Source organism: Enterobacter cloacae complex sp. SHL022 (assembly GCF_049237785.1).
Taxonomy (GTDB): Bacteria; Pseudomonadota; Gammaproteobacteria; order Enterobacterales; family Enterobacteriaceae; genus Enterobacter; species Enterobacter hormaechei_C.
Genome location: NZ_JBMKJH010000001.1, coordinates 25,696 through 50,780 on the forward strand (window position 1 = coordinate 25,696; position 25,085 = coordinate 50,780).

The following is a 25,085-nucleotide window of genomic DNA, read 5'->3' on the forward strand; positions in this document are numbered from 1 at the left end:
GAATCTAAAAACCTTAAAAACTATGCGCCTGGTTTTATCGTCCCTGTTTGCACTCGGTCTGTTCAGCAATCTGGCCTTTGCTGCGCCCGATCGCGCTGTGCCCCCTGATATCCGAGAGAGTGGTTTCGTCTATTGCGTCAGCGGGCAAGTTGATACCTTTAACCCACAAAAAGCGGGGAGCGGCCTGATTGTTGATACGCTGGCCGCACAGCTCTACGATCGCCTGCTCGACGTCGATCCTTATACCTATCGGCTGGTTCCGGAGCTTGCTGAAAGTTGGGAAGTGCTTGATAACGGTGCTACATACCGCTTTCGTCTACGCGATGATGTCGCCTTTCAGCACACCCCGTGGTTTACGCCAACCCGTAAACTCAACGCGGATGACGTGGTTTTCACCTTCCAGCGCATATTCAACCGAAATCATCCGTGGCATAACGTTAATGGCGGGAACTTCCCCTATTTCGACAGTCTGCAATTCGCGGACTCGGTCAAAAGCGTTCGTAAGCTGGATAACCGCACGGTTGAGTTTCGCCTGACTCGCCCGGACGCCTCCTTCCTCTGGCATCTGGCGACGCACTACGCCTCGGTCATGTCAGCCGAATACGCAGATCAGCTGACGAAAAAGGATCGTCAGGAACGTCTCGATCGTGAGCCTGTGGGCACAGGTCCGTTCCAGTTAGCAGAGTACCGCGCCGGACAATACATTCGCCTGCAACGCCACGATCGTTTCTGGCGCGGCAAACCGCTGATGCCGCAGGTCATTGTCGATCTGGGTTCAGGTGGAACAGGCCGACTCTCCAAACTGCTGACCGGCGAGTGCGACGTGCTTGCCTGGCCTGCGGCCAGCCAGTTGACCATTTTGCGCGACGACCCACGCCTGCGCCTGACACTGCGCCCGGGAATGAACATCGCTTATCTGGCGTTTAACACCGATAAGCCGCCGCTGAATAATCCGGCCGTGCGCCATGCGCTGGCGTTAGCAATCAACAATCAGCGTCTGATGCAGTCGATTTACTACGGGACCGCGGAAACCGCCGCCTCTATTCTTCCGCGCGCCTCCTGGGCCTATGACGGCGAGGCGAAGATTACCGAATATAATCCGGCGAAAGCGCGCGAACAGCTTAAAGCGCTGGGGGCAGAAAACCTGACGCTACAGCTGTGGGTGCCCACCAGCTCTCAGGCGTGGAACCCCAGTCCGCTTAAAACGGCTGAGCTGTTGCAGGCTGATATGGCGCAGGTGGGCGTTAAGGTGATCATCGTGCCTGTCGAAGGCCGTTTCCAGGAGGCGCGTCTGATGGACATGAATCACGACTTAACGCTGGCTGGCTGGTCCACCGACAGTAACGACCCGGACAGCTTCTTCCGTCCTCTGCTGAGCTGTGCGGCAATCAACTCCCAGACCAACTACGCCCACTGGTGTAACCGGGAATTTGATGCCGTGCTGCAAAAAGCGTTGGCGTCTCAACAGCTTGCCTCACGCATTGAGGCCTATGATGAAGCGCAAAATATTCTGGCCAGAGAACTTCCCGTGTTGCCGCTTGCCTCTTCCCTGCGCCTCCAGGCCTACCGTTACGATATTAAAGGGCTGGTACTCAGCCCGTTTGGTAACGCCTCCTTCGCGGGCGTCACCCGTGAGAAAGAACAAGAGGTGAAGAAACCATGATTATATTTACCTTGCGTCGGCTGCTGTTACTGCTGGTCACCCTGTTCTTCCTGACCTTTGTCGGCTTTAGCCTGAGCTACTTTACGCCGCACGCCCCGCTTCAGGGCTCCTCCCTCTGGGACGCCTGGCTGTTCTGGTTTAATGGCCTGCTACACTGGGATTTTGGCGTGTCCAGCATTAACGGACAGCTCATCTCCGAGCAGCTGAAAGTGGTTTTCCCGGCCACCATGGAGCTGTGTGTACTCGCCTTTGGCTTTGCCCTCATGGTGGGGATCCCGGTGGGGATGCTGGCGGGCATTTATCGTAATAAGTGGCAGGATAAATTCATCAGCGCGCTTGCCTTAATTGGCTTTTCCATCCCTGTTTTCTGGCTGGCGCTGCTGCTTACCCTCTTCTTCTCACTGACGTTAGGCTGGCTGCCGGTATCTGGCCGTTTTGATCTGCTGTATAACGTGCAAACGGTGAGCGGCTTCGCCATCGTTGACGCCTGGCTTTCTGATTCAGTGTGGCGCGACGAAATGATCGTGAGCGCGCTGCGCCACATGGTGCTGCCGGTGCTCACGCTGGCCGTCGCGCCGACGACCGAAGTAATTCGCCTGATGCGTATCAGCACTATCGACGTCTTCGATCAAAACTATGTGAAGGCCGCCGCCACGCGCGGACTGTCTCGCCTGACGATTCTCCGTCGCCATGTGCTGCACAATGCGTTGCCACCCGTAATCCCACGTCTTGGGCTGCAATTTTCAACCATGCTGACGCTGGCGATGATCACCGAGATGGTTTTCAGCTGGCCGGGCCTTGGACGCTGGATGATCAACGCCATTCGCCAGCAGGATTACGCGGCGATCTCTGCCGGCGTGATGGTGATTGGCTCCCTGGTCATTATTGTTAACGTTGTTTCCGATATTTTGGGTGCCATGGCCAACCCATTGAAGCATAAGGAATGGTATGCCTTACGATAACGTCTACAGCGAAAAGCGCACGCCCGGTGCGCTACGTACCGTGTGGCGTAATTTTTACGGCGACACCACGGCGATGATCGGCTTTTACGGCTGCATTGGCCTCGTGTTGCTGTGCGTTTTGGGTTCGTGGTTTGCACCGTATGGCATCGATCAGCAGTTCCTTGGTTATCAGCTTTTACCGCCGTCGTGGTCGCGTTACGGGGAGGTTTCGTTCTTCCTGGGGACTGACGATCTCGGACGCGACGTGCTAAGTCGTTTACTGAGCGGCGCCGCACCTACGGTAGGCGGCGCGTTCGTGGTCACCCTGGCTGCCGCGATCTGCGGCCTGGCGCTGGGCATTTTTGCCGGCTCAACCCACGGGCTGCGGTCGGCCGTGCTTAACCATATTCTTGATACCCTGCTCTCTATTCCTTCGCTGCTGCTGGCGATTATCGTCGTGGCCTTCGCGGGGCCGCACCTCACCCATGCGATGTTCGCCGTCTGGCTGGCCATTCTGCCGCGCATGGTGCGTTCGGTTTACAGCCTGGTTCACGACGAGCTGGAAAAAGAGTATGTCGTCGCCGCCCGTCTGGATGGCGCCACCACGTTTAATATTTTGTGGTTTGCCGTGCTGCCTAACATTGCCGCCGGGCTGGTGACGGAGATCACCCGCGCCCTTTCGATGGCGATTCTGGATATCGCAGCGCTGGGCTTCCTGGACCTTGGCGCGCAGCTTCCCTCCCCGGAATGGGGCGCCATGCTCGGCGATGCGCTGGAGCTGATTTACGTTGCGCCGTGGACGGTCATGCTGCCGGGCGCGGCCATCATGGTGAGCGTGCTGCTCGTTAACCTGCTGGGCGACGGGATCCGCCGCGCAATCAATGCGGGGGTGCAATAATGCCGTTACTCGATATCCGCAACCTCACGATAGAAATTAAAACGGGCGAAGGCTGGGTCAAGGCCGTGGATCGCATCAGCATTACGCTCGCAGAGGGCGAAATCCGCGGGCTGGTGGGCGAATCGGGTTCGGGGAAAAGTCTGATCGCCAAGGCCATTTGCGGCGTGGCGAAAGACAACTGGCGGGTGACCGCCGATCGTATGCGCTTCGACGACATCGATCTGTTGCGTCTCTCCCCGCGCGAACGCCGCAAACTGGTGGGCCATAACGTCTCGATGATTTTCCAGGAGCCGCAATCCTGTCTCGATCCGTCCGAGCGCGTCGGGAAACAGCTGATGCAGAACATCCCCGGCTGGACCTATAAAGGCCGCTGGTGGCAGCGTTTCGGCTGGCGCAAACGCCGTGCCATTGAGCTGTTGCACCGTGTCGGGATCAAAGACCATAAAGACGCGATGCGCAGTTTCCCCTACGAACTGACCGACGGTGAATGCCAGAAAGTGATGATTGCCATCGCCCTGGCGAATCAGCCGCGTCTGCTGATTGCGGACGAACCAACGAACGCGATGGAGCCAACCACCCAGGCGCAGATTTTCCGCCTGCTCACGCGTCTGAACCAGAATAACAACACCACCATTTTGCTGATCAGCCACGACCTGCAAATGCTGAGCAAGTGGGCGGATAAAATTGATGTAATGTATTGCGGCCAGACGGTAGAAACCGCGCCAAGTGAAGACCTGGTGACGACGCCACATCATCCCTACACGCAGGCGCTGATCAGGGCGATCCCGGACTTTGGCAGCGCGATGCCGCACAAAAGCCGTCTGAATACGCTGCCTGGCGCGATACCGCTGCTGGAATCGCTGCCCATTGGCTGCCGTCTGGGACCACGTTGCCCGTATGCTCAGCGTAAATGCATTGAAACACCGCGCCTGACAGGGCCGAAAAACCATCTGTTTGCCTGTCATTTCCCGCTGAACATGGAGAGAGAGTGAAATGGTCGAAACCTTACTGGAAGTACGTAACCTGAGTAAGACCTTTCGCTATCGCACCGGCCTGTTTCACCGTCAGACCGTCGAGGCGGTTAAACCGCTGAGCTTTACGCTGCGCGAAAAGCAGACGCTGGCGATTATCGGTGAAAACGGCTCGGGCAAATCGACCCTGGCAAAAATGCTCGCGGGCATGGTCGAGCCAAGCGGCGGTGAAATACTGATTGACGATCATCCTCTGGAATTTGGGGACTATTCTTTTCGCAGTCAGCGCATCCGGATGATTTTTCAGGATCCGTCGACGTCCCTGAACCCGCGCCAGCGTATTTCCCAGATCCTGGATTTCCCGCTGCGGTTGAATACCGACCTGGAGCCGGAAGCGCGTCGCAAACGGATTGTCGAAACCCTGCGTCTGGTAGGCCTCCTGCCCGACCATGTCAGCTATTACCCGCACATGCTGGCCCCGGGCCAAAAACAGCGTCTCGGTCTGGCCCGCGCGCTGATCCTGCGCCCGAAAGTTATTATCGCCGACGAAGCGCTGGCGTCGCTGGATATGTCGATGCGTTCGCAGCTCATTAACCTGATGCTGGAGTTACAGGAAAAGCAGGGGATCTCTTATATTTACGTGACTCAGCACCTGGGCATGATGAAACACATCAGCGACCAGGTGCTGGTGATGCACCAGGGAGAAGTGGTCGAGCGCGGCAGTACCGCTGACGTACTGGCCTCCCCGCTCCATGACCTGACAAAACGCCTGATTGCCGGACACTTTGGTGAAGCATTGACGGCGGACGCGTGGCGTAAAGATCGTTAGCCGTTGCGTAACCCGCTTGCCAGCAGAGTAAACACCTCTATGGCATACGGAAGGGTCTTCTGCGGTTCATCACTCGCGGCAATCAGCAGAGCCGCATTCAGCGCAGCGCCGTTCAGCAGATGGGCTGCGACTCTGGCATCCATCTTTTTGATTACGTTGCACTCCATCATTTTTTCGATGGTCTGACGGGTCGACTCAAGGCAGTTGTTCTGGCTGGGCCATTGCGCCGGGTCACCCAGAACAGCCGGGCCGTCAAGAAGGACGATACGCTGAACTTCCGGAACGAGCGCCATTTTGATATAGGCGATGCCCTCCGCCAGCAGTCGCTCCCAGTCATCATCGGCGGCGGCGGCAATCGCTTTCGCGTTTGCTGCCATTTCGCTGTCTATCTGCGCGACCACCGCCGCCAGTAATCCCTTCTTGTCGTTGAAATTATGATATAGCGCGCCGCGTGTTAACCCCACGCTTGCCGTGAGTTCATCCATTGACGCTGCGGCATAGCCTTTTTCAGCAAATGCCTTCCGCGCCGCCTGAATCATTTTCTCGCGATTTTCCTGGGCCGTTTCAGCACGACGTTTTGTAGCCATGGGACTTCCTTCATTAAGCGGTAATTATAATTTGACATACGCGGCGTATGTGGATTACATTTTTGACATACATCGCGTATGTTACTTCTACTGCGTAAGCACAACAATACCTCTGACAGAAAAGGAAAAGCCATGCATCCACGTGACCCCGTCTTTCCGGCTAATCGACATGCCCTCTATGAAGAGCATGGCTATTCAGCAGCAATCCGCTCTGGCGATCTGTTATTTGTTTCCGGTCAGGTTGGCAGCCGCAGCGATGGCACACCTGAACCCGACTTCCCCGCTCAGGTGCAGCTGGCGTTCGATAATTTACGGGCGACTCTGGCAGCCGCAGGGTGTACTTTTGACGATCTGATTGATGTCACGACATTTCATACCGATCCTGAAAACCAGTTCCCCGCCATCATGGAGGCAAAAAAACTGGCGTTTCCGCACCCCCCTTACCCAAACTGGACAGCAATAGGCGTTAACTGGCTTGCGGGTTTTGATTTCGAAATTAAGGTTATCGCCAGGATCCCTACGCCCGCGAATTAACATCTGGCAGCAAACTGATTTACCGTTAAGCTATCACTGACGCACAAATGAAAGACAGCATCAGCAACTATATTCTCTCCTGGGTAGAAGAAAATAACTTTACTATTTTACACATTGGTGATTTGGTTGCAGATATTGGATACAGCAGAAGAACCATCGAAACATGGTTTAAAGAGAAGTATCGGTTCTCTTTAGGTGAATATATTCTCCGACGGAGGTTAAGCCGTGCCGCCATTATGCTGAGAATGACGTCGATTCCGGTGACGGATATTGCGTATTTATTCCATTACCAGAGCAGTCAAGGATTTTCCAGAGCCTTTAAAAAAATGATGGGGCTGACACCCTCTGAGTACAGATGTGCCAGAGGGTGGAATTTTGACATCTTACAGCCCTCTTTTTTATTAAGCGAACATGAAACGCCTGAGCTCGAGGTCTGCTATCTGGATGAAACGTTTATCTATACGCATGAAATTATCGAACACGATCATCTTTTTGATACCTCAGTGCATGATATTACTAAAAAAATCAAAAAGCTCCTGACAGAAAACCGCCATGATATCGATAAAATTATTCTGATGCCCCGCCGCCCCGAGTTAGGCAAAAGCCGATCGTATCTGGTCGAGGTATTAATATCGTACGCGTTACAAAGCGACACGGTGACAAATAAAAAATCCTGCATTGTGCGTGGGAGATACGCAAGAATGCCCTTTAGCGGTAGCTGGGAAATCTACAGCGCGTTTAACAAGATTGCCTTCGTTAAGGCGATGGTAAATCAACGCCTGACGTTGCGCGACGGTATTTACCTGATGAAAATTAATGGGTACAGCGACGAGTCTGTCGATTTTGATGTTTTCATCCCCATCCTGTAACCTCAGCTTCATTCAGCCTGTCTGGTAACAATTCTGTTTTTACCGTTGTGCTTAGCCTCATACAACGCCTCGTCCACGTCACGCATAATATCATTGCCGTTGACGTTATTCTGAATGGCTGAGCACACGCCGATACTTAATGTGACCTTTACAGGGAGAGCATAATGATAGCCCGGCCCGGTGCGCTGTTGAACGTTCTGGCGAATACGCTCCGCGACGGCCATAGCCTGCTTACCGTCGGTATCCGGCAGCAGCAGACCAAATTCCTCGCCTCCCAGTCGGGCAAAGATGTCGTTATCGCGAATGCTGTCTTTGATAATATCCACGACCGCCAGAATCACGCGATCCCCCACAAGATGCCCCCAGTTATCGTTAATCGACTTAAAGTTGTCGATGTCCAGCATCATAATGCTGGTCCCCTTTTCTGTCCTGAGCGAGCGGACCCGCGGAAGTGCCTCATAAAAATATTTACGGTTGTAGATCTGAGTAAGCGGATCGCGATCAACCCGATCGCCGAAAATTTTCAACAGGTTAAAGACATGGAATATTAAGGTACAAATCACAAATAATTTGCTGAGGACCTCTACTGCCCGGCTGATATACCAGAGCGACAGATTGTAAGTATCAAGCAGTAAGAGGAAAAAATTGTAAACGATGGCGGAAAGGCAAACCACAATAATACTGTTCCAGATCCCGGACGCCAGGCGTGTCACAGAGATCATATAACAAAGTAAAGCCGACCAGAGCAGGATCAGAACGTTTACGTACCTGATATCCCAGACAGGATAATGATGTTCATCTTCGAATGCTGCAATCGTTAATGTCCAGGCCGGATGGTAGCTGCTGAGATAATGGGCCAGCATCGGAAACATAACCAGTGTCATCATTAATGCTAACGTCATGCTGATCTTATTTCGGAATCTGAGCGTGGATCGTATCGTGATTTTTTCCACACGGACCGCCAGCGCCAGTAATACGATAAAGCTCAGCTGCCGAAAAAAATAGAATACCGCCGTATCGTTGGTTTTTGCCGCCTGGGTAAAACCAGCATGCTCCGGAAGCTGAATGACAATGATCGTCTCAATGAAATAAACCAGCCCACTAAGAAATGCCAGGCTCAGAATGAATAAGGAAAAACGCGATCGGTCGGAGGCATACAGCATCTGGATAAAAATAAAGATAATGGTATCCAGAAAGAACAGCGCAATCATGACGATCAAATAGGTGGTCATAGGCACCCTGAAACCAGGATTATCATTCACGCAAAAGGAGTTCACCGCGATCATAAGCGCAAAAAGCGCCGCACCTGACAGCATGATCAGTTTTTCGGCCAACGTTATATTTTTCATCTTCCTTCTTACCGCACACAGATAAAGACTCAAAATGGCATAGCCGTTATCGACCCTCGCGCTATTTTAAAGCGTTTAAAGGGCTAAACGGATCATTTTGCGCAAAAGGCGCTGGACACATCAGCATGAGGGCGGCGTCACGGTGCCCGCTGGTTGGATGAGGCGAACCCCGCGTGCGGTGATATACTGCTGGGATACACACGAAACGGCCTGATGAAGAGTCAGTTCAACCTCTTCCGTGAGCCCATTCACGGCGCAGGAGCGAGAAATATCGTGACACATGGGGCTGTGAGTGGGCTATAATTTCGAGCTAATTTCGAATGATTTTGAAATACTGCCTGTAACGCTATGAATTACAAGGCAAAATAAGCAATGAATATAAGGATTAAAGCTATGGGTTTTCTTTCCGGTAAGCGCATTCTGGTGACTGGCGTTGCCAGCAAACTGTCCATCGCATACGGCATCGCACAGGCAATGCATCGCGAAGGCGCTGAGCTGGCGTTCACCTACCAGAACGACAAGCTGAAAGGCCGTGTTGAAGAATTTGCCGCGCAGCTGGGTTCCAGCATTGTTCTGGAATGTGACGTTGCACAAGACGAAAGCATTGATGGCATGTTTGCTGAACTGGCAAAAGCATGGCCGAAATTCGACGGTTTTGTTCACTCCATCGGCTTCGCTCCTGGCGACCAGCTGGACGGCGACTATGTGAACGCGGTTACCCGTGATGGCTTCAAAATCGCCCACGACATCAGCTCCTACAGCTTCGTTGCAATGGCAAAATCCTGCCGCGCGATGCTGAACCCGGGCGCAGCCCTGCTGACCCTGTCCTACCTCGGCGCAGAACGTGCTATCCCTAACTACAACGTTATGGGTCTGGCGAAAGCGTCTCTGGAAGCCAACGTGCGCTACATGGCGAACGCAATGGGTCCTGAAGGCGTGCGTGTTAACGCTATTTCTGCGGGTCCAATCCGTACCCTGGCCGCTTCCGGTATCAAAGATTTCCGTAAAATGCTGGCACACTGCGAAGCGGTTACCCCGATTCGTCGTACCGTTACCATCGAAGATGTGGGTAACTCTGCGGCATTCCTGTGCTCTGACCTTTCCGCAGGTATCTCCGGCGAAGTGGTTCACGTTGACGGCGGCTTCAACATCGCTGCAATGAACGAGCTGGAAATCAAATAAGCTTGTCACTCTCTTCCCGCCAGGGAAGAGAGTTTCTCCCCGCCCCGCTCCTCGTTATTCCGTTCTGCTATTTGTTATCACCTAACAATATTTTTCCCCTCATCCGCCTTACGCCAGGATATTGATCGCCATTTTGAGATCAAGGAACGCCCATGGAACAACGCCGTTTTTCCGGCAAAGGCCACTGGTATCATGAAACCCAGTCGAATCATTCGCAGACGGACGTTCTGCCGCTGGTGCCCGAAGCCGCTAACGTCGACGACCGTTTTTTGCTCGATTTAGCCCTGCCCGATGACATTCTCGCAAGCTGTGCTGGTTGGCTTGCGCCTGCCCGAACCCTGTGTCATCTTTTGTTCCCGCTTGATACTCCCGTGAGCCGTCTGCATACGCTCAGCGCCTACGACAGGCTGAGCACGGCATTAACGGTTGCCCAGGCGTGTGGTGTTCAGCGGCTCTGTAACCACTACGCTGCCCTGCTCGCCCCTCTTCCGGGGCCGGACTCCTCCCGGGAAAGCAATCGACGCCTTGCAGAAATTACCCAGTATGCCCGCCAGTTAGCAAGCTCACCCGATGTGATCGATGACAAAGCCCAAAACCAGCTTGATGAGGTTGGACTCACAACGTATGACATTGTGCTTATCAACCAGATCATCGGCTTTGTCGGTTTTCAGGCGCGAGTGGTCGCGGTATTTCAGGCATTGCTTGGCCATCCGGTACGCTGGTTGCCCGGGCACCACATTCAGCCCCATACGCTGCCGGTTAGCTTCAGCAGATGGACCGCCACGCTACCTGCGGTAGAGCTAAAATATGCCAGTGCGCTTCAGCTTGAGGCGCTCTCACGCTGGCAGGCGGAACCGGCGCTTGAAGCGCTCACCCCTGTGCTGTGTCATGAGCCGATGCTGCTTAATCTGACGGGCGAAATTCTGCTTAACCATCCGCTAAGTGAAGGCCCCGCGTCTTCGATGATCTCAGCCGCTCGTGCGCTGCTCGTCGCCTCTCCGGATCGCTTTAGCGCCGCCCAGTTAACGCCCCTGACCGGGTCAGGTCTCTCGCCAGAGAAGGCCATCAATCTGCTAACCCGAGATGCATTTTATGGCTGGCTGGACCGTCTGCGTGTGGCGCTCGGCAAAGAGGAATAACCATACTCTTTACCTAAAGAGCGCTTGCTGTAGCAGTGAGATTCGCGTAAAACTGTCAGCCGCTCAATGGCTACGAAAATAGAACATTATGTTTCAGGACAACCCGCTGCTAGCGCAGCTTAAACAGCAACTGCATTCCCAGACGCCGCGTGCAGAAGGGGTCGTAAAAGCCACGGAAAAGGGCTTTGGCTTTCTTGAAGTTGATGGGCAGAAGAGCTACTTCATTCCGCCTCCTCAGATGAAGAAAGTGATGCATGGCGACCGTATTTCGGCCGTTATTCATACCGAAAAGGAACGAGAGTCTGCCGAGCCGGAAGCACTGATCGAACCTTTCCTGACCCGCTTTGTCGGGAAAGTGCATAAAAAAGACGATCGTCTTTCCGTCGTGCCGGACCATCCTCTCCTGAAAGATGCTATTCCGTGCCGCGCCGCGCGTGGCGTTGAGCATGATTTTGTTGAGGGTGACTGGGCGGTTGCTGAGATGCGCCGTCATCCTTTAAAAGGCGATCGCGGTTTCTACGCCGAGCTTACCCAATACATTACCTTCGGCGACGACCATTTCGTCCCATGGTGGGTGACGCTGGCGCGCCACAATCTCGAAAAAGAAGCGCCTGATGGCGTGGCGACTGAAATGCAGGACGAAGGTCTGGAACGTCGCGATCTGACGGCGCTGGACTTTGTCACCATTGACAGCGCCAGCACCGAGGATATGGACGATGCGCTGTATGCCGAAGAGACAGCCGATGGCAAACTGCATCTGACCGTCGCCATCGCCGACCCTACCGCATGGATTGTCGAAGGCAGCAAGCTGGACGAGATGGCCAAAGTGCGCTCGTTCACCAACTACCTGCCGGGCTTTAACATTCCGATGTTGCCGCGTGAACTCTCCGACGATCTTTGTTCGCTGCGTGCGCATGAAGTACGTCCGGTGCTGGCATGTCGGATGACCATTGCGGCTGACGGTACCATTGAAGAAGATATTGAATTCTTCGCCGCCACCATCGAATCCAAAGCCAAGCTGGCCTATGACGACGTGTCCGACTGGCTGGAGAACACGGGCAACTGGAAACCCGAGTCGGACAACATTGCCGCACAAATTCGTCTGTTGCACCGCGTCTGCCTGAGCCGCAGCGAATGGCGTCAAACTCACGCGCTGGTCTTCAAAGATCGTCCGGACTACCGTTTTGTGCTGGGTGAAAAAGGTGAAGTGCTGAATATCGTCGCTGAGCCGCGCCGTATTGCCAACCGCATCGTTGAAGAAGCGATGATTTCCGCCAACATTTGTGCTGCACGGGTGCTGCGCGACAAATTAGGCTTTGGCATTTACAACGTGCACACCGGGTTTGATCCGGCGAACACCGAAGCGCTGGCTGCCCTGCTGAAAACCCATGACGTACACGTCGATCCTGAGGAAGTGCTGACCCTGCAAGGTTTCTGCAAACTGCGCCGCGAGCTGGACGCACAGCCGTCAGGGTTCCTCGACAGCCGTATTCGCCGCTTCCAGTCCTTTGCGGAAATCAGCACCGAGCCTGGCCCGCACTTCGGCCTTGGCCTTGAGGCTTATGCGACCTGGACCTCCCCGATCCGTAAGTACGGCGACATGGTTAACCATCGTCTGCTGAAAGCGATCATCAAAGGGGAATCTGTTGCCCGCCCACAGGATGATACGACATTGCAGATGGCAGAACGTCGCCGTCTCAACCGTATGGCGGAGCGTGATGTCGGCGACTGGTTGTACGCGCGCTTCCTGAATGATAAGGCAGGGACTGATACCCGTTTCCCGGCTGAAATCATTGACATCAGCCGCGGCGGTATGCGCGTTCGCCTGGTGGATAATGGCGCCGTTGCCTTTATTCCTGCCCCGTTCCTGCATGCCGTCCGCGACGAACTGGTTTGTAGCCAGGAAAACGGGACCGTGCAAATTAAAGGCGAAACGGTTTACAAGGTCACTGACGTGATTGATGTCACCATCGCTGAAGTGCGCATGGAAACCCGCAGTATTATCGCGCGCCCTGTCGCCTGATAACCGCGTAAACTTCCGGCCGTTCCGTTAAGGGATGGCCGGGAGTTCTCTCCTGAATTATCTCCCGCAAAATCATCGTTTTTTCTCACACTTTTCTGTTTCCCAACGCCACATTTCTCCAGAATTATCTACAGTAAAAGAGAGCCGTCATTGTCGACTGCAAATGAATAATTTGTGCGCTACTCAGCAGCCGCGGGAGAAAACGTGATGGACGATCTGGAGCAGAATTTGCTGTTTCGTTACATGGGTACGCATAGCCCCTGGTGGCGACTGACAGCAGACAGCAATGCTCTGCATCTTGCTGCCAGTGAAAGCGCTGACATCATTCAGGTGGTTGCGCTGGATGATGAACAGGCCGCGCTGATCCGCCAGCTCACCGTAATCACCTCCAGCATTGCCATGACCCTGCCTTTGTACGGTGTGGACGTTCCCGTTCATCTTGTCGGCCGTAAAATTAACAAAAATGAGTGGGCAGGAACGGCATCAGCCTGGAACGATACTCCTTCCGTTGCGCGCGACCTGGCGCAGGGGCTCTCCTTCGCCGAACAGGTAGTTTCCGAGGCTAACTCCGTGATTGTGATCCTCGACCAGAACGGGAATATTCAGCGCTTCAACCGTTTAAGTGAAGAATATACGGGCCTGAAGGAACAGGAAGTTATCGGGCAAAACGTGTTCAAACTGTTTATGAGCCGCAGCGAAGCCGCGGCCTCCAAACGCAACATCACCGGTTTTTTTCGTAACGGCAGCTCCTACGAAGTTGAACGCTGGATCAAGACCCGCAAGGGGCAGCGCCTGTTTCTCTTCAGAAATAAATTTGTTCACAGCGGCAGCGGAAAAAATGAAATTTTCCTCATCTGTTCAGGTACCGACATAACCGAGGAGCGTCGGGCCCAGGAGCGCCTGCGCGTTCTCGCCAATACGGATACGATTACCGGTTTGCCTAACCGAAATGCCATCCATGAGCTGATCTCTGATGCCATCACCGCTCGGGGTGACACGCAGGTTGGCGTAGTTTACCTCGATCTGGATAATTTTAAAAAAGTGAACGATGCCTATGGGCATATGTTTGGCGACCAGCTGCTACAGGCCGTTGCGCTGGCGATCCTGAGCTGCCTGGACGAAGGACAAACCCTGGCGCGCCTGGGTGGGGATGAGTTTATCGTGATGGCCACTGATACCTCGCAGGGCGCGCTGGAAGCGATGGCGTCGCGAATACTGACCCGACTGCGTCAACCTTTCCGCATCGGGCTGATTGAGGTTTACACCGGCTGCTCGCTGGGCATCGCGCTTGCGCCCCAGCACGGTAACGATCGCGAAAGCGTCATTCGCAATGCCGACACCGCCATGTACACCGCCAAAGAAAATGGCCGGGGCAAATTCTGCGTCTTCTCGCCAGAGATGAACCAGCGCGTATTTGAATACCTGTGGCTGGATACTAACCTGCGTAAAGCGCTGGATAACGATCAGCTGTTAATCCACTACCAGCCCAAAATGACCTGGCGCGGCGAAGTCAGAAGTCTGGAGGCGCTGGTGCGCTGGCAGTCGCCAGAGCGTGGCCTGATCCCGCCGATGGAGTTTATCTCCTATGCAGAGGAATCAGGGCTGATTGTGCCTCTGGGCCGCTGGGTTATGCTTGATGTGGTGCGCCAGGTAGCAAAATGGCGCGACAAGGGGATCAACATGCGCGTCGCGGTCAACGTCTCCGCCCGTCAGCTGGCGGACCAGACCATCTTCAGTGACCTGAAGCAGGCGCTGAAAGACCTGAATTTTGAATACTGCCCGATTGACGTGGAATTAACCGAAAGCTGTCTCATTGAAAATGAAGAACTGGCCCTGTCAGTGATCCAGCAATTTAGCCGCCTGGGAGCGCAAATTCATCTGGATGACTTTGGTACGGGGTACTCTTCCCTGTCGCAACTGGCGCGCTTCCCTATCGATGCCATTAAGCTTGACCAGTCTTTCGTGCGGGATATCCATAAGCAGTCCATTTCACAGTCGCTGGTGCGTGCGATAGTCGCCGTGGCGCAAGCGTTAAATTTGCAGGTCATTGCTGAAGGGGTGGAAAGTGCAAAAGAAGACGCCTTTCTGACGAAGAATGGCGTCAACGAACGGCAGGGTTATCTTTTTGCTAAGCCCATGCCCGCTGCCGCATTCGAGCGATGGCTAAAACGTTATCAGGCCAGGAATGTCCGTTAGCTGGCTTTGCGTAAGCCCGTCGCCTGATGGCGATTTTGCAGCATAACCAGCCGCTCCATGTAGGCGATATCCTTCGGTTCAAGGCAGAAGGCGGCATCAACCCAATCCTCAGTAATGTCCATCAACTCGCTTCGCGGAAGTGGCAGCACGCGCGTACGTGCACGCAGCATGGCCCTTACGCCGTTCAGCTTCGGCTGTAGCGTGTCGATAAACGTCCGCACCGAAACATAGCTCTGTAACGGCTCAAATAAGAGATCCACAAGACCATGCTGCTCATACCATTCCGCCGTATGCGTCTCACCTTTGTAGATCAGCGCCTCCGCCATTTTCATGCCGGCACGACGCGCCACCAGTGAATAGCCGCCCATGCCCGGGAACAGATTGAACGCGATTTCCGGAAAGCCTAATCGGGCATCGCGCTGGGCCAGAATGAAATGATGCGCCAGCGCGGCTTCAAACCCGCCCCCTAAAGCGCTTCCTTCCACCATAGCCAGCGTGACAGCGCCGGTATCAAACCCTCGCGAGGCGGCATGAACGCAGTCCACACAGGCCCGGGCATAGGCGCGTAACGCTTCGCGTCGGTTGTTTTTGATGCACTCAACGAAGAACTGTAAATCACCGCCGGTATTGTAGATGTCGGGGACCAGCGATCCGGTGACCCAAAAATCAACGACAAATCCGGACTGTCGAACCAGCCAGGAGAGATTCATGATCTCCTCGATCAGCGCATGGTTGAAGCAAGGCCGTGGCGTGGCGCGTAACATCATCCACACCGTACGCCGTTCGGCCTCATAATAAGCCGCCAGTTGAGTGAATCGTTCAGCATCAGTAAACAATGTGCAGGTTGTCTGGTTGATAACTGTCATAGTCGAATTCCTCTTATAAAAAAGCGCGTTGCGCGCAGTTTTAGACTAATCCACCCCTACAACCCGCAGCAGACGGGGGTTAAATTTATCACTTTCATTTATGGACTTTGGTTATTGCATTTTTTACCTTCTCTTTTGAATCAATTTTCTGCATCATTGATAATATTAACTTTTCGCTTCAGGGTGAGCTTATGTCTAACATTGATGCAACAGCCGTGGCGCAGCGTATTGATACTGTGCTGGATATTCTTGTCGCAGGCGATTATCACTCTGCTATCCGTAATCTTGAGATCCTCAAGTCTGAACTGCTGGCTGAGAACGGCGCTGATAACGCTCCAGAATCCACTCAACCTAAAGCCCCGTGGGAAGTGTAACCACGTCGTTTCCGACCTTGCCTTTTAAATGGATGCTATGAACTCCCGACAACAAATCATTTTGCAGATGGTGATCGATCAGGGGCGCGTAAGCGTGGTCGATCTCGCTAAAGCCACCGGCGTTTCTGAAGTCACCATTCGTCAGGATCTGAATCTTCTGGAAAAACAGAGCTACCTGCGGCGTGCGCACGGATATGCCGTTCCACTGGACAGCGACGACGTTGAAACCCGCATGATGAACAATTATGCGCTCAAGCGGGAGCTGGCGGAGTTTGCTGCATCCCTGGTGAATAACGGTGAGACCGTCTTTATTGAAAATGGTAGCAGTAACGCCCTTCTGGCGCGCACGCTTGCCGATCAAAAAGACGTTACCATCATCACCGTAAGCAGCTATATTGCCCATCTGTTGAAGGAAACTCGCTGCGAGGTGATTCTGCTGGGCGGCATTTACCAGAAGAAAAGCGAAAGCATGGTGGGGCCATTAACGCGCCAATATGTTCAGCAGGTTCACTTCAGTAAGGCATTCATAGGTATTGATGGCTGGCAGCCCGACACCGGCTTTACCGGCCGCGACATGATGCGTTCAGACGTGGTTAACGCCGTACTCGCCAAAGAGTGTGAAGCGATTGTGCTGACCGACAGCTCTAAGTTTGGCGCCGTACACCCTTATACGATGGGGCCGGCCTCGCGCTTCAGCCGTGTGATCACGGATGAGCGTTTGAGTGATGAATATCGCCAGCAATTAGAACAAGACGGTCTGACTGTCGATATTGTAAAAAAAACGGCCTGATTATCCTGCTGCGCCCGAATAATGGGCGCACTTAAACCTTTCTCTGAGAGTATTCCGACCCTTCCTTTAAGAGTTTTTACCTGTTGAAACCGTTCTAAACACGTAAAATTAGTATTAGCGATATAACAGGAAGTGACTATCACCTGCGTGATGATGAAACGCCTGCGCGACCAGCTTTCACGGGAACAGAATTTAAGTATGGATATTGTCTATACTTAAAGTGCATTCCTTTCCGTGAATCGATAATTCAGGAGAAAGTATTATGACCTTTACCAGCAAAAAATTAGCCGCCGCTGTTCTGGCAATCACTGTAGCAATGTCCCTGAGCGCTTGCTCTAACTGGTCTAAACGTGACCGTAACACCGCGATTGGTGCCGGTGCTGGTGCGCTTGGTGGTGCAGTATTAACGGATGGTAGTACGCTGGGTACATTAGGTGGTGCTGCCGTAGGTGGTATTATCGGTCACCAGGTGGGCAAATAATCACCATAACGGCTCTCACCGGCATAATAATATATTAAGTATTTTCAGGTCTGACTTACGCACGTAAAAAAAAGAGCCACGGCAATGTCCGTGGCTCATTTATTTTAGCCGCCCGCCAGTTTGACTTTCATTCCTTTGGCTTCCAGCAGCGTTTTAATTAAATCTCGTTTATCGCCCTGAATCTCAATAATGCCGTCTTTTACTGCCCCACCGCATCCGCACTTCTTTTTAAGCTCAGCGGCGAGCTTTACCAGGTCTGCATCATCCAGGTCAATGCCGGTGACAAGGCAAACGCCTTTCCCTTTTCTGCCGCTGGTCTGGCGCTGAATTCGCACGATACCATCGCCTTTTGGACGTTCAGCTTTCTCTTTTGGCTCTTCAATGCGCCCGGTATCCGTTGAATAGACCAGACGACTGTTGGCGTCACGCATTATGCCCCCTTTTTCAGTGATGCATTAATCGCTTTCAGGGTCTCTGCCGGATGAGCGGATTGCGTCACCGGGCGACCAATCACCATATAGTCTACACCCGCGCTCAGCGCCTGCTCTGGCGTCATGATACGTCGCTGATCCCCTGACTCGCTGCCTGCTGGACGAATACCTGGCGTCACCAGTTTAAAATCGCGGCCTAACTCAGATTTGAAGCGAACCGCCTCCTGAGCCGAACAGACCACGCCATCGAGACCACACTGTTGCGTGAGGCGCGCCAGACGCTCTGCATGTTCGGCAGGTGACAACGTCACACCCAGGTCGCGCAGGTCGGATTCATCCATACTGGTCAGCACGGTGACGGCGATCAGAAGCGGAGCGTCATTACCAAACGGCACCAGCGCTTCGCGCGCAGCCGTCATCATGCGTGCCCCGCCCGATGCATGTACGTTAACCATCCACACGCCGAGTTCAGCTGCCGCAGCAACGGCGTGCGCAGTGGTATTTGGAATGTCGTGGAATTTCAGGTCGAGGAAAACGTCGAAACCACGCTGATGCAGATCGCGGACGATTTGTGGGCCGAACAGCGTAAACATCTCTTTGCCTACTTTCAGACGGCAATCGCGGGGATCAATGCCATCAACAAAGGCCAGTGCGGCGTCACGGTTATTGTAATCCAGAGCAACAACTACGGGAGAATCGGTAACTACGCGGGAAGTGGAGGATGTAACAGACGTCATGACCAGCCCTTTTCGTCTATGGGCGCGCAGCGGCGCGGAACAGATAAACGGCGTGCATTCTACCTGCCCTCGGGGTAAATGAACAGAATCGAATGCTTTTCCTGCTGAACCCCAGACCGCACGGTGCTGATGGAATTACTGTAACCATTAGTATGTTGTAACTAAAGTGCAGCGTTTTAAAAAATTACTGTCCGTCCAGACCTCGGATTGGCTTAATGGTGGACCACGCCCGGCAGGAAGGGCAATGCCAGTAGAGCGAATAGGCGGTGAAGCCGCATTTCTGGCAGCGATAGCGCGGTTTGCTGCGCACCTGTTCACCCACCATGTCTCGCAGCACCATCAGGCTCTCTTTAGCGCGCCCTTCTTCTGCGTCATTAAGGTGGTAATCCATCAGCTTATGGAAGACACGCATGGTAGGATGACGCTGCAACTGACGGGTAATGTATACCTGGGCGGTATCGCTCCCTTCATGCTCTTCGACGACATCTGACAGCATCAGCTCGGCTGTGGCACCTGTATTCTCTTCAACACAGCGACGCAGAAACGCAACCCACTCGTCCTGCTTACCGAGCTGCTGATAGCAGGTTTGCAGCATTTCCAACGTTTCGCTGACCAGCTCTTTGTCCTGATCGATAACGCGAAGCAGGCTCTCCACGGCTTTGGCGTAATCACCGTTAGCCATAAAGACCCGCCCCATCATGATCGAGATGCGCGCGCTGTTGCGATCGGCCGCTGCGCCTTTCTTTAACAGTGCCATGGCTTTATCCATGTCATCGCTACCCATCTGCTGGAGAGCCAGCTCGCAATAGAAGTGGGCAATTTCGACGCGCTGTTTGTCTTTGCCGAGTTTGACCAGCCGTTCAGCGGTATCAATCGCTTTTTGCCAGTCGCTGGTGGCCTGATAGATTTGCAGAAGCTGCTGAAGCGCACCGATACGGAAGTCCGTCTCATCCACCAGCTGAGAGAACATATCCTCGGCGCGATCGTAAAGCCCCGCGGCCATGTAATCCCGCCCAAGCTGCTGCACGGCCAGCAACCGTTGCTCATAGGTCAACGAAGCGCTTTCCATCAAGGTCTGGTGGATACGAATGGCACGGTCAACCTCTCCGCGCGAGCGGAACAGGTTTCCCAGGGTGAGATGCGCCTCAACGGTGCCGGTATCCTCTTTAAGCATATCGAGGAACAGATCCACCGCTTTATCCTGCTGATTGCTCAGCAGGAAGTTCACCCCCGCTACGTAGTCACGGGAGAGTCGGTTTGCTTCATCCTGTTTTGTTTGTTGCGCGCTTCTGCGGCCCATATACCAGCCATAGGCTGCGGCGACAGGCAAAAGCAGAAACAACAACTCCAGCATATTCGATTATTCCTTGACTACCGGCACACCAGAGCTCGCCGGAATGTCAGACGCAGGCGTAAGTTGATGTTCAAGTCGTTTAATTTTACGTTCAGCGCGAACAAGAGAAACACGAACCTTAAGCCAGAACAGGCCGCATACAAGCCAGCCGATGACAAACCCCGCCGCGAATAACACAGCCAGCAGGCTCGACACCCGGTACTCGCCCTGCGCCAGCAGATAGTTGAAACTTACCTGTTGATCGTTTTGCGCGCCCAATGTGACTGAAATGACAAAAATCGCCAACACCAGTAAGAAAATGAGTAAATATTTCACATGACTTCCCGTTATGTGGTTCGAGCGTATAAAGCGTGTTCAACTCACTGCAATCAGCCTTATAAGCTACCATTTTAGTGGCGGGCGCGAAATGGAAAAAGTAATGCGCCCTACATGGATTTATGGTCAAAATGCGGAATATCAACCTTCAGGTTCCGCCAGACTCCCTTTCGGCTATTTCTTCCTTCTCTTCCGGCGGCGGCGTCAGGGGTCCACAAAAACGTTGTGCAAGCCAGGTCGCCAGCGTCACCAGTACCCACGAGATCAGCGTTGCCACCACCAAATCACGCGGCCAGTGCATCCCCAGCAGCATCCGGCTGCCCATTACGCCTGTCGCCCAGACCAGCAAAATCGCAATCGTGAGGGTACGCCGACGCGGCCACAGCAGTCCTACGCCAAGTAGCGCCCAGCTGGCAGCAAACATCGTATGCCCGGAAGGAAACGCAAAGCCGGTCTCTTTTTGCCAGTGTTTGCGTAAAAAGGTCGGGATATCCTGCTGTTCCGCAAGTTGCTCCTTTACCAGCGCACCGCGATCTTTACGCTTTAAATTGTAGAACTCATCCACCGGAACATGGTGCGTTTTTTCCAGCCAGACGACGAAAGGACGGGGTTCCTGCACGCGATCTTTCACCCACGACTTCACCCCCTGCCCGATGAGTATGGCCCCGCCGAGAATGGCAAACAGTACCAGCGCCGCACGAAGGCGAAAGCGCAGGCACCACAGGAACCAGCCACAGAGCAGCACGTGTGTAATAATCCCCCACGGCTGGGTGACCGTCTCGGTTATCCAGTATAGGGCTTTCAGCCACGTCTCGTTTTGTCCGGGCTGCCACATCCAGCCGGAGAACCAAACGACCAGGGGTATAACGAGCAATACGGCGGCACCTGCGGCCGTTCGTCTGGCAATCGAAAGCATGTCCTCTCCTTTTTCACTAAGCACCACAATCATAACTGAATTTCTTCATTCAGGTGGATATGTCGGATTGTGCGTTTAACGTTTGTAAAGCGTGGTGGTGATTAGGTGAAGTTGCCGGGCTTGTGGCAAAATAGTCCAATACAGAAAGCATAATGGGGCAAAGGCACGAAACGTGTCAGCCTGGTCTGGAGAATCACATGCAGCTTAAACGTGTGGCAGAAGCCAAACTGCCAACCCCATGGGGCGATTTCCTGATGGTGGGTTTTGAAGAACTGGCAACCGGGCAAGATCACGTCGCCCTGGTATTCGGCGACATTTCGGGGCAAACGCCGGTGCTGTCCCGCGTTCATTCAGAGTGTCTGACCGGTGACGCGCTGTTCAGCCTGCGGTGCGACTGCGGTTTCCAGCTTGAAGCCGCCCTTTCTCATATCGCAGAGGAAGGACGTGGCGTTCTGCTGTATCACCGTCAGGAAGGACGCAATATTGGCCTGCTGAATAAAATCCGCGCCTACGCGTTGCAGGATCAGGGCTACGATACCGTCGAAGCGAACCATCAGCTCGGCTTTGCTGCTGACGAGCGCGATTTCACCCTGTGCGCAGATATGTTCAAGCTGCTGGGCGTGGACGAAGTGCGTCTGTTGACCAATAACCCGAAGAAAGTGGAAATCCTCACTGAAGCGGGCATCAATATCGTGGAACGCGTGCCGCTGATTGTCGGCCGCAACCCGAAAAACGCGCACTACCTCGATACTAAAGCCGCCAAAATGGGGCATCTGCTGAGCGAGTAAACGCAAAACGCCCGGCACATGTGCCGGGCGATTTTATCAGTCCAGCATCTTACGAATTACATAATGTAAAATGCCGTCGTTCTGGTAATAGGTCAGCTCTGTTGCCGTATCAATACGACACCGGCAATCCAGCACTTCTGTCGTACCATCTGCGCGCGTTAATTTCACCGGAACGGTTTTACCCGGTTGCAGATTTTGCAGACCGCTGATATCAATCTGCTCTTCCCCGGTCAGACCCAGCGTTTTACGCGTCACGCCCTGCGGGAACTCCAGCGGCAAGATCCCCATGCCGATCAGGTTTGAGCGGTGGATACGTTCAAAGGATTCGGCAATCACCACGCGAACCCCGAGCAGACGCGGACCTTTTGCCGCCCAGTCGCGACTGGAACCGGAGCCGTACTCTTTACCGGCAATAACGGCCAGCGGCGTCCCCTCCTGCTGATACTTCATGGCTGCGTCATAAATTGAAATGACCTCTGTATCCGGCAGGTGGCGCGTCATGCCCCCTTCCACGCCCGGAACCATTTCATTGCGAATGCGGATGTTGGCAAAGGTCCCGCGCATCATCACTTCGTGGTTACCACGGCGCGAACCGTAGGAGTTGAAATCGCGACGTTCCACGCCACGGCTTTGCAGATACCGACCTGCCGGACTGTCCGCCTTGATGCTCCCCGCCGGAGAGATATGGTCGGTGGTGACGGAATCGCCCAGCATCGCCAGGATCCGCGCGCCGTGAATATCTTTCAGCGGTGCAGGCTCCGCCAGCATTTCGTCGAAGAATGGCGACAGGCGAATATAGGTGGAATCATCCTGCCAGTCATAGGTATCGGAACCCACCACGTCGATCGCTTTCCATTCCGCTGTGCCTTCGAACACTTCCGCATACTCTTTGCGGAACATCTCGGTGGAAACTTTCTCTACCGCGCGCGCAATTTCACGCGATGATGGCCAGATGTCTTTCAGATAGACCGGTTCATTTTTGCGATCGTGACCAATCGGATCGGTCGCCAGGTTAATGTTCATGTTTCCGGCCAGCGCATAGGCTACAACCAGCGGCGGCGAGGCCAGCCAGTTGGTTTTCACCAGCGGATGAATACGCCCTTCAAAGTTTCGGTTACCAGAAAGTACCGCGCCAACGGTCAAATCACCCTGCCTGATCGCCACTTCAATAGGCTCAGGCAGTGGACCAGAGTTACCGATACAGGTCGTACAGCCGTAGCCCACCAGGTTGAAGCCCAGCTCGTCGAGGTAAGGCGTGAGTCTGGCCTGCGCCAGATAATCGGAAACCACTTTCGAACCAGGCGCCAGAGAGGCTTTAACCCATGGCTGTGGCTTGAGCCCCAGTTCTACCGCTTTTTTTGCCAGCAGCCCGGCAGCCATTAACACACTCGGGTTGGACGTGTTGGTACAGGAAGTGATAGCGGCGATCACCACGGCGCCGTCAGGAAGCTGATACTGATGCCCGTTCAGAACATAGTCCACCGGACGGTGATCTTTTTGCGCGGCGTTAACCTCCAGCTCATTGCTGGCGGCAAAGGCTTTGGGAACGTTGCTCAGGGCGACGCGGTCCTGCGGACGTTTTGGCCCTGCGAGGCTTGCCTCAACGGTGCCCATATCCAGTTCCAGCGTACTGGTAAATACCGGCTCGTCACCCGGGTTACGCCACATGCCCTGCGCTTTGGTGTAGGCCTCAACGAGAGCCACCTGCTCCTCGCTGCGACCACTGAGGCGCATATACTCCAGCGTAACGCTATCAATCGGGAAAAAGCCGCAGGTCGCGCCATATTCCGGCGCCATGTTGGCGATGGTGGCCCGGTCCGCCAGCGGCAAGGAATCCAGACCATCGCCATAAAATTCAACGAATTTACCCACCACACCATGCTTACGCAGCATCTGGGTGACCGTCAGAACCAGATCCGTGGCGGTGATGCCTTCGGACAATTTACCGGTCAGCTTAAAGCCCACCACATCGGGAATGAGCATTGATACCGGCTGGCCGAGCATGGCCGCTTCCGCTTCAATACCACCGACGCCCCAACCCAGAACGCCAAGGCCGTTAATCATGGTTGTGTGTGAATCGGTGCCCACCAGCGTATCCGGGTAAGCCACCCACTCTTTATCCTGCAATTCACTCCAGACGGCTTTGCCGAGATATTCCAGGTTGACCTGGTGACAAATGCCGGTGCCCGGTGGAACAACGCTGAAGCGGCTGAACGCCTGCTGACCCCATTTCAGAAATACGTAGCGTTCATGGTTACGTTCCATCTCCAGACGGACGTTTTCGCCGAAAGCATCGTCGTCACCAAAGTGATCGACGGTGACGGAGTGGTCAATGACGAGGTCTACCGGGGACAGGGGGTTAACCTTAGCAGTATCGCCCCCGAGACGCTTAACGGCTTCACGCATGGCAGCCAAATCCACAACCGCTGGTACGCCGGTGAAATCCTGCATCAGCACCCTGGCCGGGCGATAGGCAATTTCTCTGTCTGCATGTGCATTCTTCAGCCACCCTGCCAGAGCCTGGATATCCTCCTCGGTAACCGAGTCGCCATCCTGCCAGCGCAAGAGGTTTTCCAGTAAGACTTTCAACGACTTGGGTAACCGCGAAATGTCCCCAAGCGTTCTGGCAGCCAGCGGTAAGCTATAGTAGCGCCAGGTTTTATTTTCCGCCTGTAATGTGTCCTTACTGGCTTCGCGTAGGGTTAACGACATAAGCTCCTCCTTAAAAACAGGGATGTCCTGACAATCATCAGGGCTGTAATTAAAGATAACACAAAGATGTCGTAACGTTTTGATAACAACCCAAATTGATAAATTTAGGAATGGTCCAACACGAGGGATAAAACAAAAAA

General features: G+C 54.0%; 24 protein-coding genes. 15 read left to right on the forward strand and 9 right to left on the reverse strand.

Going from position 1 to position 25,085, the window contains the following annotated elements; all coding sequences use genetic code 11:
* Positions 1 to 22: 22 nt before the first annotated feature.
* Genes sapA through sapF form a run of 5 tightly spaced genes read left to right on the forward strand, consistent with a single transcriptional unit; the run spans position 23 to position 5,302 of the window.
* The gene (sapA, locus tag ACOTZD_RS00125; protein WP_003856847.1) at positions 23 to 1,663 is read left to right on the forward strand and encodes an ABC transporter substrate-binding protein SapA; all 1,641 of its coding nucleotides are present in this window, start codon (positions 23 to 25) and stop codon (positions 1,661 to 1,663) included.
* Positions 1,660 to 2,625: a putrescine export ABC transporter permease SapB gene (sapB, locus tag ACOTZD_RS00130; protein WP_003856845.1), complete on the forward strand. Its 966-nt coding sequence runs from the start codon at positions 1,660 to 1,662 to the stop codon at positions 2,623 to 2,625. Before sapA ends, sapB begins: the two co-directional genes overlap by 4 nt.
* Positions 2,612 to 3,502 carry a putrescine export ABC transporter permease SapC gene (gene sapC / locus ACOTZD_RS00135; protein WP_003856843.1) on the forward strand — a complete coding sequence of 297 codons (891 nt, stop codon included), beginning with the start codon at positions 2,612 to 2,614 and terminating at the stop codon, positions 3,500 to 3,502. The genes sapB and sapC overlap by 14 nt, the downstream gene beginning before the upstream one ends.
* Entirely contained in the window at positions 3,502 to 4,494 is a 993-nt protein-coding gene (gene sapD / locus ACOTZD_RS00140; RefSeq protein WP_003856840.1) for a putrescine export ABC transporter ATP-binding protein SapD, read from the forward strand. Before sapC ends, sapD begins: the two co-directional genes overlap by 1 nt.
* A gap of 1 nt (position 4,495) precedes the next feature.
* Complete coding sequence (sapF, locus tag ACOTZD_RS00145; RefSeq protein WP_003856838.1) at positions 4,496 to 5,302, forward strand: putrescine export ABC transporter ATP-binding protein SapF; 807 nt, start codon at positions 4,496 to 4,498, stop codon at positions 5,300 to 5,302.
* On the opposite strand, the gene ACOTZD_RS00150 is transcribed toward sapF, so the two are convergent.
* A complete protein-coding gene (locus ACOTZD_RS00150; protein WP_022651344.1) occupies positions 5,299 to 5,889 on the reverse strand; it encodes a TetR/AcrR family transcriptional regulator in 591 nt (196 codons plus the stop codon). The genes sapF and ACOTZD_RS00150 overlap by 4 nt on opposite strands.
* A 132-nt stretch (positions 5,890 to 6,021) precedes the next feature.
* On the opposite strand from ACOTZD_RS00150, the gene ACOTZD_RS00155 reads away from it, so the two are divergent.
* Positions 6,022 to 6,423: a RidA family protein gene (locus ACOTZD_RS00155; protein ID WP_003856835.1), complete on the forward strand. Its 402-nt coding sequence runs from the start codon at positions 6,022 to 6,024 to the stop codon at positions 6,421 to 6,423.
* A 47-nt stretch (positions 6,424 to 6,470) separates the two neighbouring features.
* Positions 6,471 to 7,292 (forward strand): helix-turn-helix transcriptional regulator, encoded by an 822-nt coding sequence (locus ACOTZD_RS00160; RefSeq protein WP_174402225.1) that lies wholly within the window; start codon positions 6,471 to 6,473, stop codon positions 7,290 to 7,292.
* A gap of 8 nt (positions 7,293 to 7,300) precedes the next feature.
* Here ACOTZD_RS00160 and ACOTZD_RS00165 read toward each other — a convergent pair whose 3' ends face one another.
* Positions 7,301 to 8,641, reverse strand: a complete 1,341-nt coding sequence (locus ACOTZD_RS00165) for a sensor domain-containing diguanylate cyclase (protein ID WP_137047937.1) — start codon at positions 8,639 to 8,641, stop codon at positions 7,301 to 7,303.
* Positions 8,642 to 9,034: 393 nt separating this feature from the next.
* Here ACOTZD_RS00165 and fabI point away from each other — a divergent pair, with 393 nt between their 5' ends.
* The 4 genes from fabI (at position 9,035) to pdeR (ending at position 15,181) form a co-directional block, all read left to right on the forward strand.
* Positions 9,035 to 9,823 (forward strand): enoyl-ACP reductase FabI, encoded by a 789-nt coding sequence (gene fabI / locus ACOTZD_RS00170; protein WP_003856831.1) that lies wholly within the window; start codon positions 9,035 to 9,037, stop codon positions 9,821 to 9,823.
* A gap of 152 nt (positions 9,824 to 9,975) precedes the next feature.
* On the forward strand, positions 9,976 to 10,962 hold the full coding sequence (locus tag ACOTZD_RS00175; protein ID WP_045333123.1) for a CMD domain-containing protein: 987 nt from the start codon (positions 9,976 to 9,978) through the stop codon (positions 10,960 to 10,962).
* 88 nt (positions 10,963 to 11,050) lie between these two features.
* The gene (locus ACOTZD_RS00180) at positions 11,051 to 12,985 is read left to right on the forward strand and encodes an exoribonuclease II (protein ID WP_022651348.1); all 1,935 of its coding nucleotides are present in this window, start codon (positions 11,051 to 11,053) and stop codon (positions 12,983 to 12,985) included.
* 204 nt (positions 12,986 to 13,189) lie between these two features.
* Positions 13,190 to 15,181, forward strand: coding sequence for a cyclic di-GMP phosphodiesterase (gene pdeR / locus ACOTZD_RS00185; RefSeq protein WP_003856827.1), 1,992 nt, complete (start codon positions 13,190 to 13,192; stop codon positions 15,179 to 15,181).
* On the opposite strand, the gene ACOTZD_RS00190 is transcribed toward pdeR, so the two are convergent.
* A complete protein-coding gene (locus ACOTZD_RS00190; RefSeq protein WP_003856826.1) occupies positions 15,178 to 16,047 on the reverse strand; it encodes a crotonase/enoyl-CoA hydratase family protein in 870 nt (289 codons plus the stop codon). The two genes, pdeR and ACOTZD_RS00190, sit on opposite strands and share 4 nt — an antisense overlap.
* A 191-nt stretch (positions 16,048 to 16,238) precedes the next feature.
* Here ACOTZD_RS00190 and ACOTZD_RS00195 point away from each other — a divergent pair, with 191 nt between their 5' ends.
* From ACOTZD_RS00195 to osmB, 3 genes are all read left to right on the forward strand, one after another.
* Positions 16,239 to 16,421 (forward strand): hypothetical protein, encoded by a 183-nt coding sequence (locus ACOTZD_RS00195; RefSeq protein WP_003856825.1) that lies wholly within the window; start codon positions 16,239 to 16,241, stop codon positions 16,419 to 16,421.
* A 37-nt stretch (positions 16,422 to 16,458) separates the two neighbouring features.
* Positions 16,459 to 17,211 (forward strand): DNA-binding transcriptional regulator YciT, encoded by a 753-nt coding sequence (locus ACOTZD_RS00200; RefSeq protein ID WP_032609351.1) that lies wholly within the window; start codon positions 16,459 to 16,461, stop codon positions 17,209 to 17,211.
* A 262-nt stretch (positions 17,212 to 17,473) separates the two neighbouring features.
* Entirely contained in the window at positions 17,474 to 17,692 is a 219-nt protein-coding gene (gene osmB, locus ACOTZD_RS00205) for an osmotically-inducible lipoprotein OsmB (protein WP_003856823.1), read from the forward strand.
* 104 nt (positions 17,693 to 17,796) lie between these two features.
* On the opposite strand, the gene yciH is transcribed toward osmB, so the two are convergent.
* The 5 genes from yciH to pgpB all read right to left on the reverse strand — a co-directional run bounded on the left by yciH (position 17,797) and on the right by pgpB (position 21,445).
* The gene (gene yciH / locus ACOTZD_RS00210) at positions 17,797 to 18,123 is read right to left on the reverse strand and encodes a stress response translation initiation inhibitor YciH (protein ID WP_003856822.1); all 327 of its coding nucleotides are present in this window, start codon (positions 18,121 to 18,123) and stop codon (positions 17,797 to 17,799) included.
* Positions 18,123 to 18,860 carry an orotidine-5'-phosphate decarboxylase gene (gene pyrF / locus ACOTZD_RS00215; RefSeq protein ID WP_003856820.1) on the reverse strand — a complete coding sequence of 246 codons (738 nt, stop codon included), beginning with the start codon at positions 18,858 to 18,860 and terminating at the stop codon, positions 18,123 to 18,125. The genes yciH and pyrF overlap by 1 nt, the downstream gene beginning before the upstream one ends.
* Positions 18,861 to 19,044: 184 nt before the next feature.
* On the reverse strand, positions 19,045 to 20,214 hold the full coding sequence (gene lapB, locus ACOTZD_RS00220; protein WP_003856819.1) for a lipopolysaccharide assembly protein LapB: 1,170 nt from the start codon (positions 20,212 to 20,214) through the stop codon (positions 19,045 to 19,047).
* A 6-nt stretch (positions 20,215 to 20,220) separates the two neighbouring features.
* Complete coding sequence (locus ACOTZD_RS00225) at positions 20,221 to 20,529, reverse strand: LapA family protein (protein ID WP_003856817.1); 309 nt, start codon at positions 20,527 to 20,529, stop codon at positions 20,221 to 20,223.
* A gap of 148 nt (positions 20,530 to 20,677) precedes the next feature.
* Positions 20,678 to 21,445 carry a phosphatidylglycerophosphatase B gene (gene pgpB, locus ACOTZD_RS00230; RefSeq protein WP_003856815.1) on the reverse strand — a complete coding sequence of 256 codons (768 nt, stop codon included), beginning with the start codon at positions 21,443 to 21,445 and terminating at the stop codon, positions 20,678 to 20,680.
* A gap of 197 nt (positions 21,446 to 21,642) precedes the next feature.
* Between pgpB and ribA the strand changes: the two genes are divergently transcribed.
* Positions 21,643 to 22,233, forward strand: coding sequence for a GTP cyclohydrolase II (gene ribA / locus ACOTZD_RS00235; protein WP_003856813.1), 591 nt, complete (start codon positions 21,643 to 21,645; stop codon positions 22,231 to 22,233).
* A 36-nt stretch (positions 22,234 to 22,269) separates the two neighbouring features.
* On the opposite strand, the gene acnA is transcribed toward ribA, so the two are convergent.
* Complete coding sequence (gene acnA, locus ACOTZD_RS00240) at positions 22,270 to 24,945, reverse strand: aconitate hydratase AcnA (protein ID WP_022651350.1); 2,676 nt, start codon at positions 24,943 to 24,945, stop codon at positions 22,270 to 22,272.
* Positions 24,946 to 25,085: the final 140 nt, after the last annotated feature.

What these genes read in the sequence shown, in the direction of transcription:
- sapA (WP_003856847.1), top strand. Translation starts at nt 23, where the DNA reads ATGCGCCTGGTTTTATCGTCCCTGTTTGCACTCGGTCTGTTCAGCAAT.
- sapB (WP_003856845.1), top strand. Translation starts at nt 1,660, where the DNA reads ATGATTATATTTACCTTGCGTCGGCTGCTGTTACTGCTGGTCACCCTG.
- sapC (WP_003856843.1), top strand. Translation starts at nt 2,612, where the DNA reads ATGCCTTACGATAACGTCTACAGCGAAAAGCGCACGCCCGGTGCGCTA.
- sapD (WP_003856840.1), top strand. Translation starts at nt 3,502, where the DNA reads ATGCCGTTACTCGATATCCGCAACCTCACGATAGAAATTAAAACGGGC.
- sapF (WP_003856838.1), top strand. Translation starts at nt 4,496, where the DNA reads ATGGTCGAAACCTTACTGGAAGTACGTAACCTGAGTAAGACCTTTCGC.
- ACOTZD_RS00150 (WP_022651344.1), bottom strand. Translation starts at nt 5,889, where the DNA reads ATGGCTACAAAACGTCGTGCTGAAACGGCCCAGGAAAATCGCGAGAAA.
- ACOTZD_RS00155 (WP_003856835.1), top strand. Translation starts at nt 6,022, where the DNA reads ATGCATCCACGTGACCCCGTCTTTCCGGCTAATCGACATGCCCTCTAT.
- ACOTZD_RS00160 (WP_174402225.1), top strand. Translation starts at nt 6,471, where the DNA reads ATGAAAGACAGCATCAGCAACTATATTCTCTCCTGGGTAGAAGAAAAT.
- ACOTZD_RS00165 (WP_137047937.1), bottom strand. Translation starts at nt 8,641, where the DNA reads ATGAAAAATATAACGTTGGCCGAAAAACTGATCATGCTGTCAGGTGCG.
- fabI (WP_003856831.1), top strand. Translation starts at nt 9,035, where the DNA reads ATGGGTTTTCTTTCCGGTAAGCGCATTCTGGTGACTGGCGTTGCCAGC.
- ACOTZD_RS00175 (WP_045333123.1), top strand. Translation starts at nt 9,976, where the DNA reads ATGGAACAACGCCGTTTTTCCGGCAAAGGCCACTGGTATCATGAAACC.
- ACOTZD_RS00180 (WP_022651348.1), top strand. Translation starts at nt 11,051, where the DNA reads ATGTTTCAGGACAACCCGCTGCTAGCGCAGCTTAAACAGCAACTGCAT.
- ACOTZD_RS00190 (WP_003856826.1), bottom strand. Translation starts at nt 16,047, where the DNA reads ATGACAGTTATCAACCAGACAACCTGCACATTGTTTACTGATGCTGAA.
- ACOTZD_RS00195 (WP_003856825.1), top strand. Translation starts at nt 16,239, where the DNA reads ATGTCTAACATTGATGCAACAGCCGTGGCGCAGCGTATTGATACTGTG.
- ACOTZD_RS00200 (WP_032609351.1), top strand. Translation starts at nt 16,459, where the DNA reads ATGAACTCCCGACAACAAATCATTTTGCAGATGGTGATCGATCAGGGG.
- osmB (WP_003856823.1), top strand. Translation starts at nt 17,474, where the DNA reads ATGACCTTTACCAGCAAAAAATTAGCCGCCGCTGTTCTGGCAATCACT.
- yciH (WP_003856822.1), bottom strand. Translation starts at nt 18,123, where the DNA reads ATGCGTGACGCCAACAGTCGTCTGGTCTATTCAACGGATACCGGGCGC.
- pyrF (WP_003856820.1), bottom strand. Translation starts at nt 18,860, where the DNA reads ATGACGTCTGTTACATCCTCCACTTCCCGCGTAGTTACCGATTCTCCC.
- lapB (WP_003856819.1), bottom strand. Translation starts at nt 20,214, where the DNA reads ATGCTGGAGTTGTTGTTTCTGCTTTTGCCTGTCGCCGCAGCCTATGGC.
- pgpB (WP_003856815.1), bottom strand. Translation starts at nt 21,445, where the DNA reads ATGCTTTCGATTGCCAGACGAACGGCCGCAGGTGCCGCCGTATTGCTC.
- ribA (WP_003856813.1), top strand. Translation starts at nt 21,643, where the DNA reads ATGCAGCTTAAACGTGTGGCAGAAGCCAAACTGCCAACCCCATGGGGC.
- acnA (WP_022651350.1), bottom strand. Translation starts at nt 24,945, where the DNA reads ATGTCGTTAACCCTACGCGAAGCCAGTAAGGACACATTACAGGCGGAA.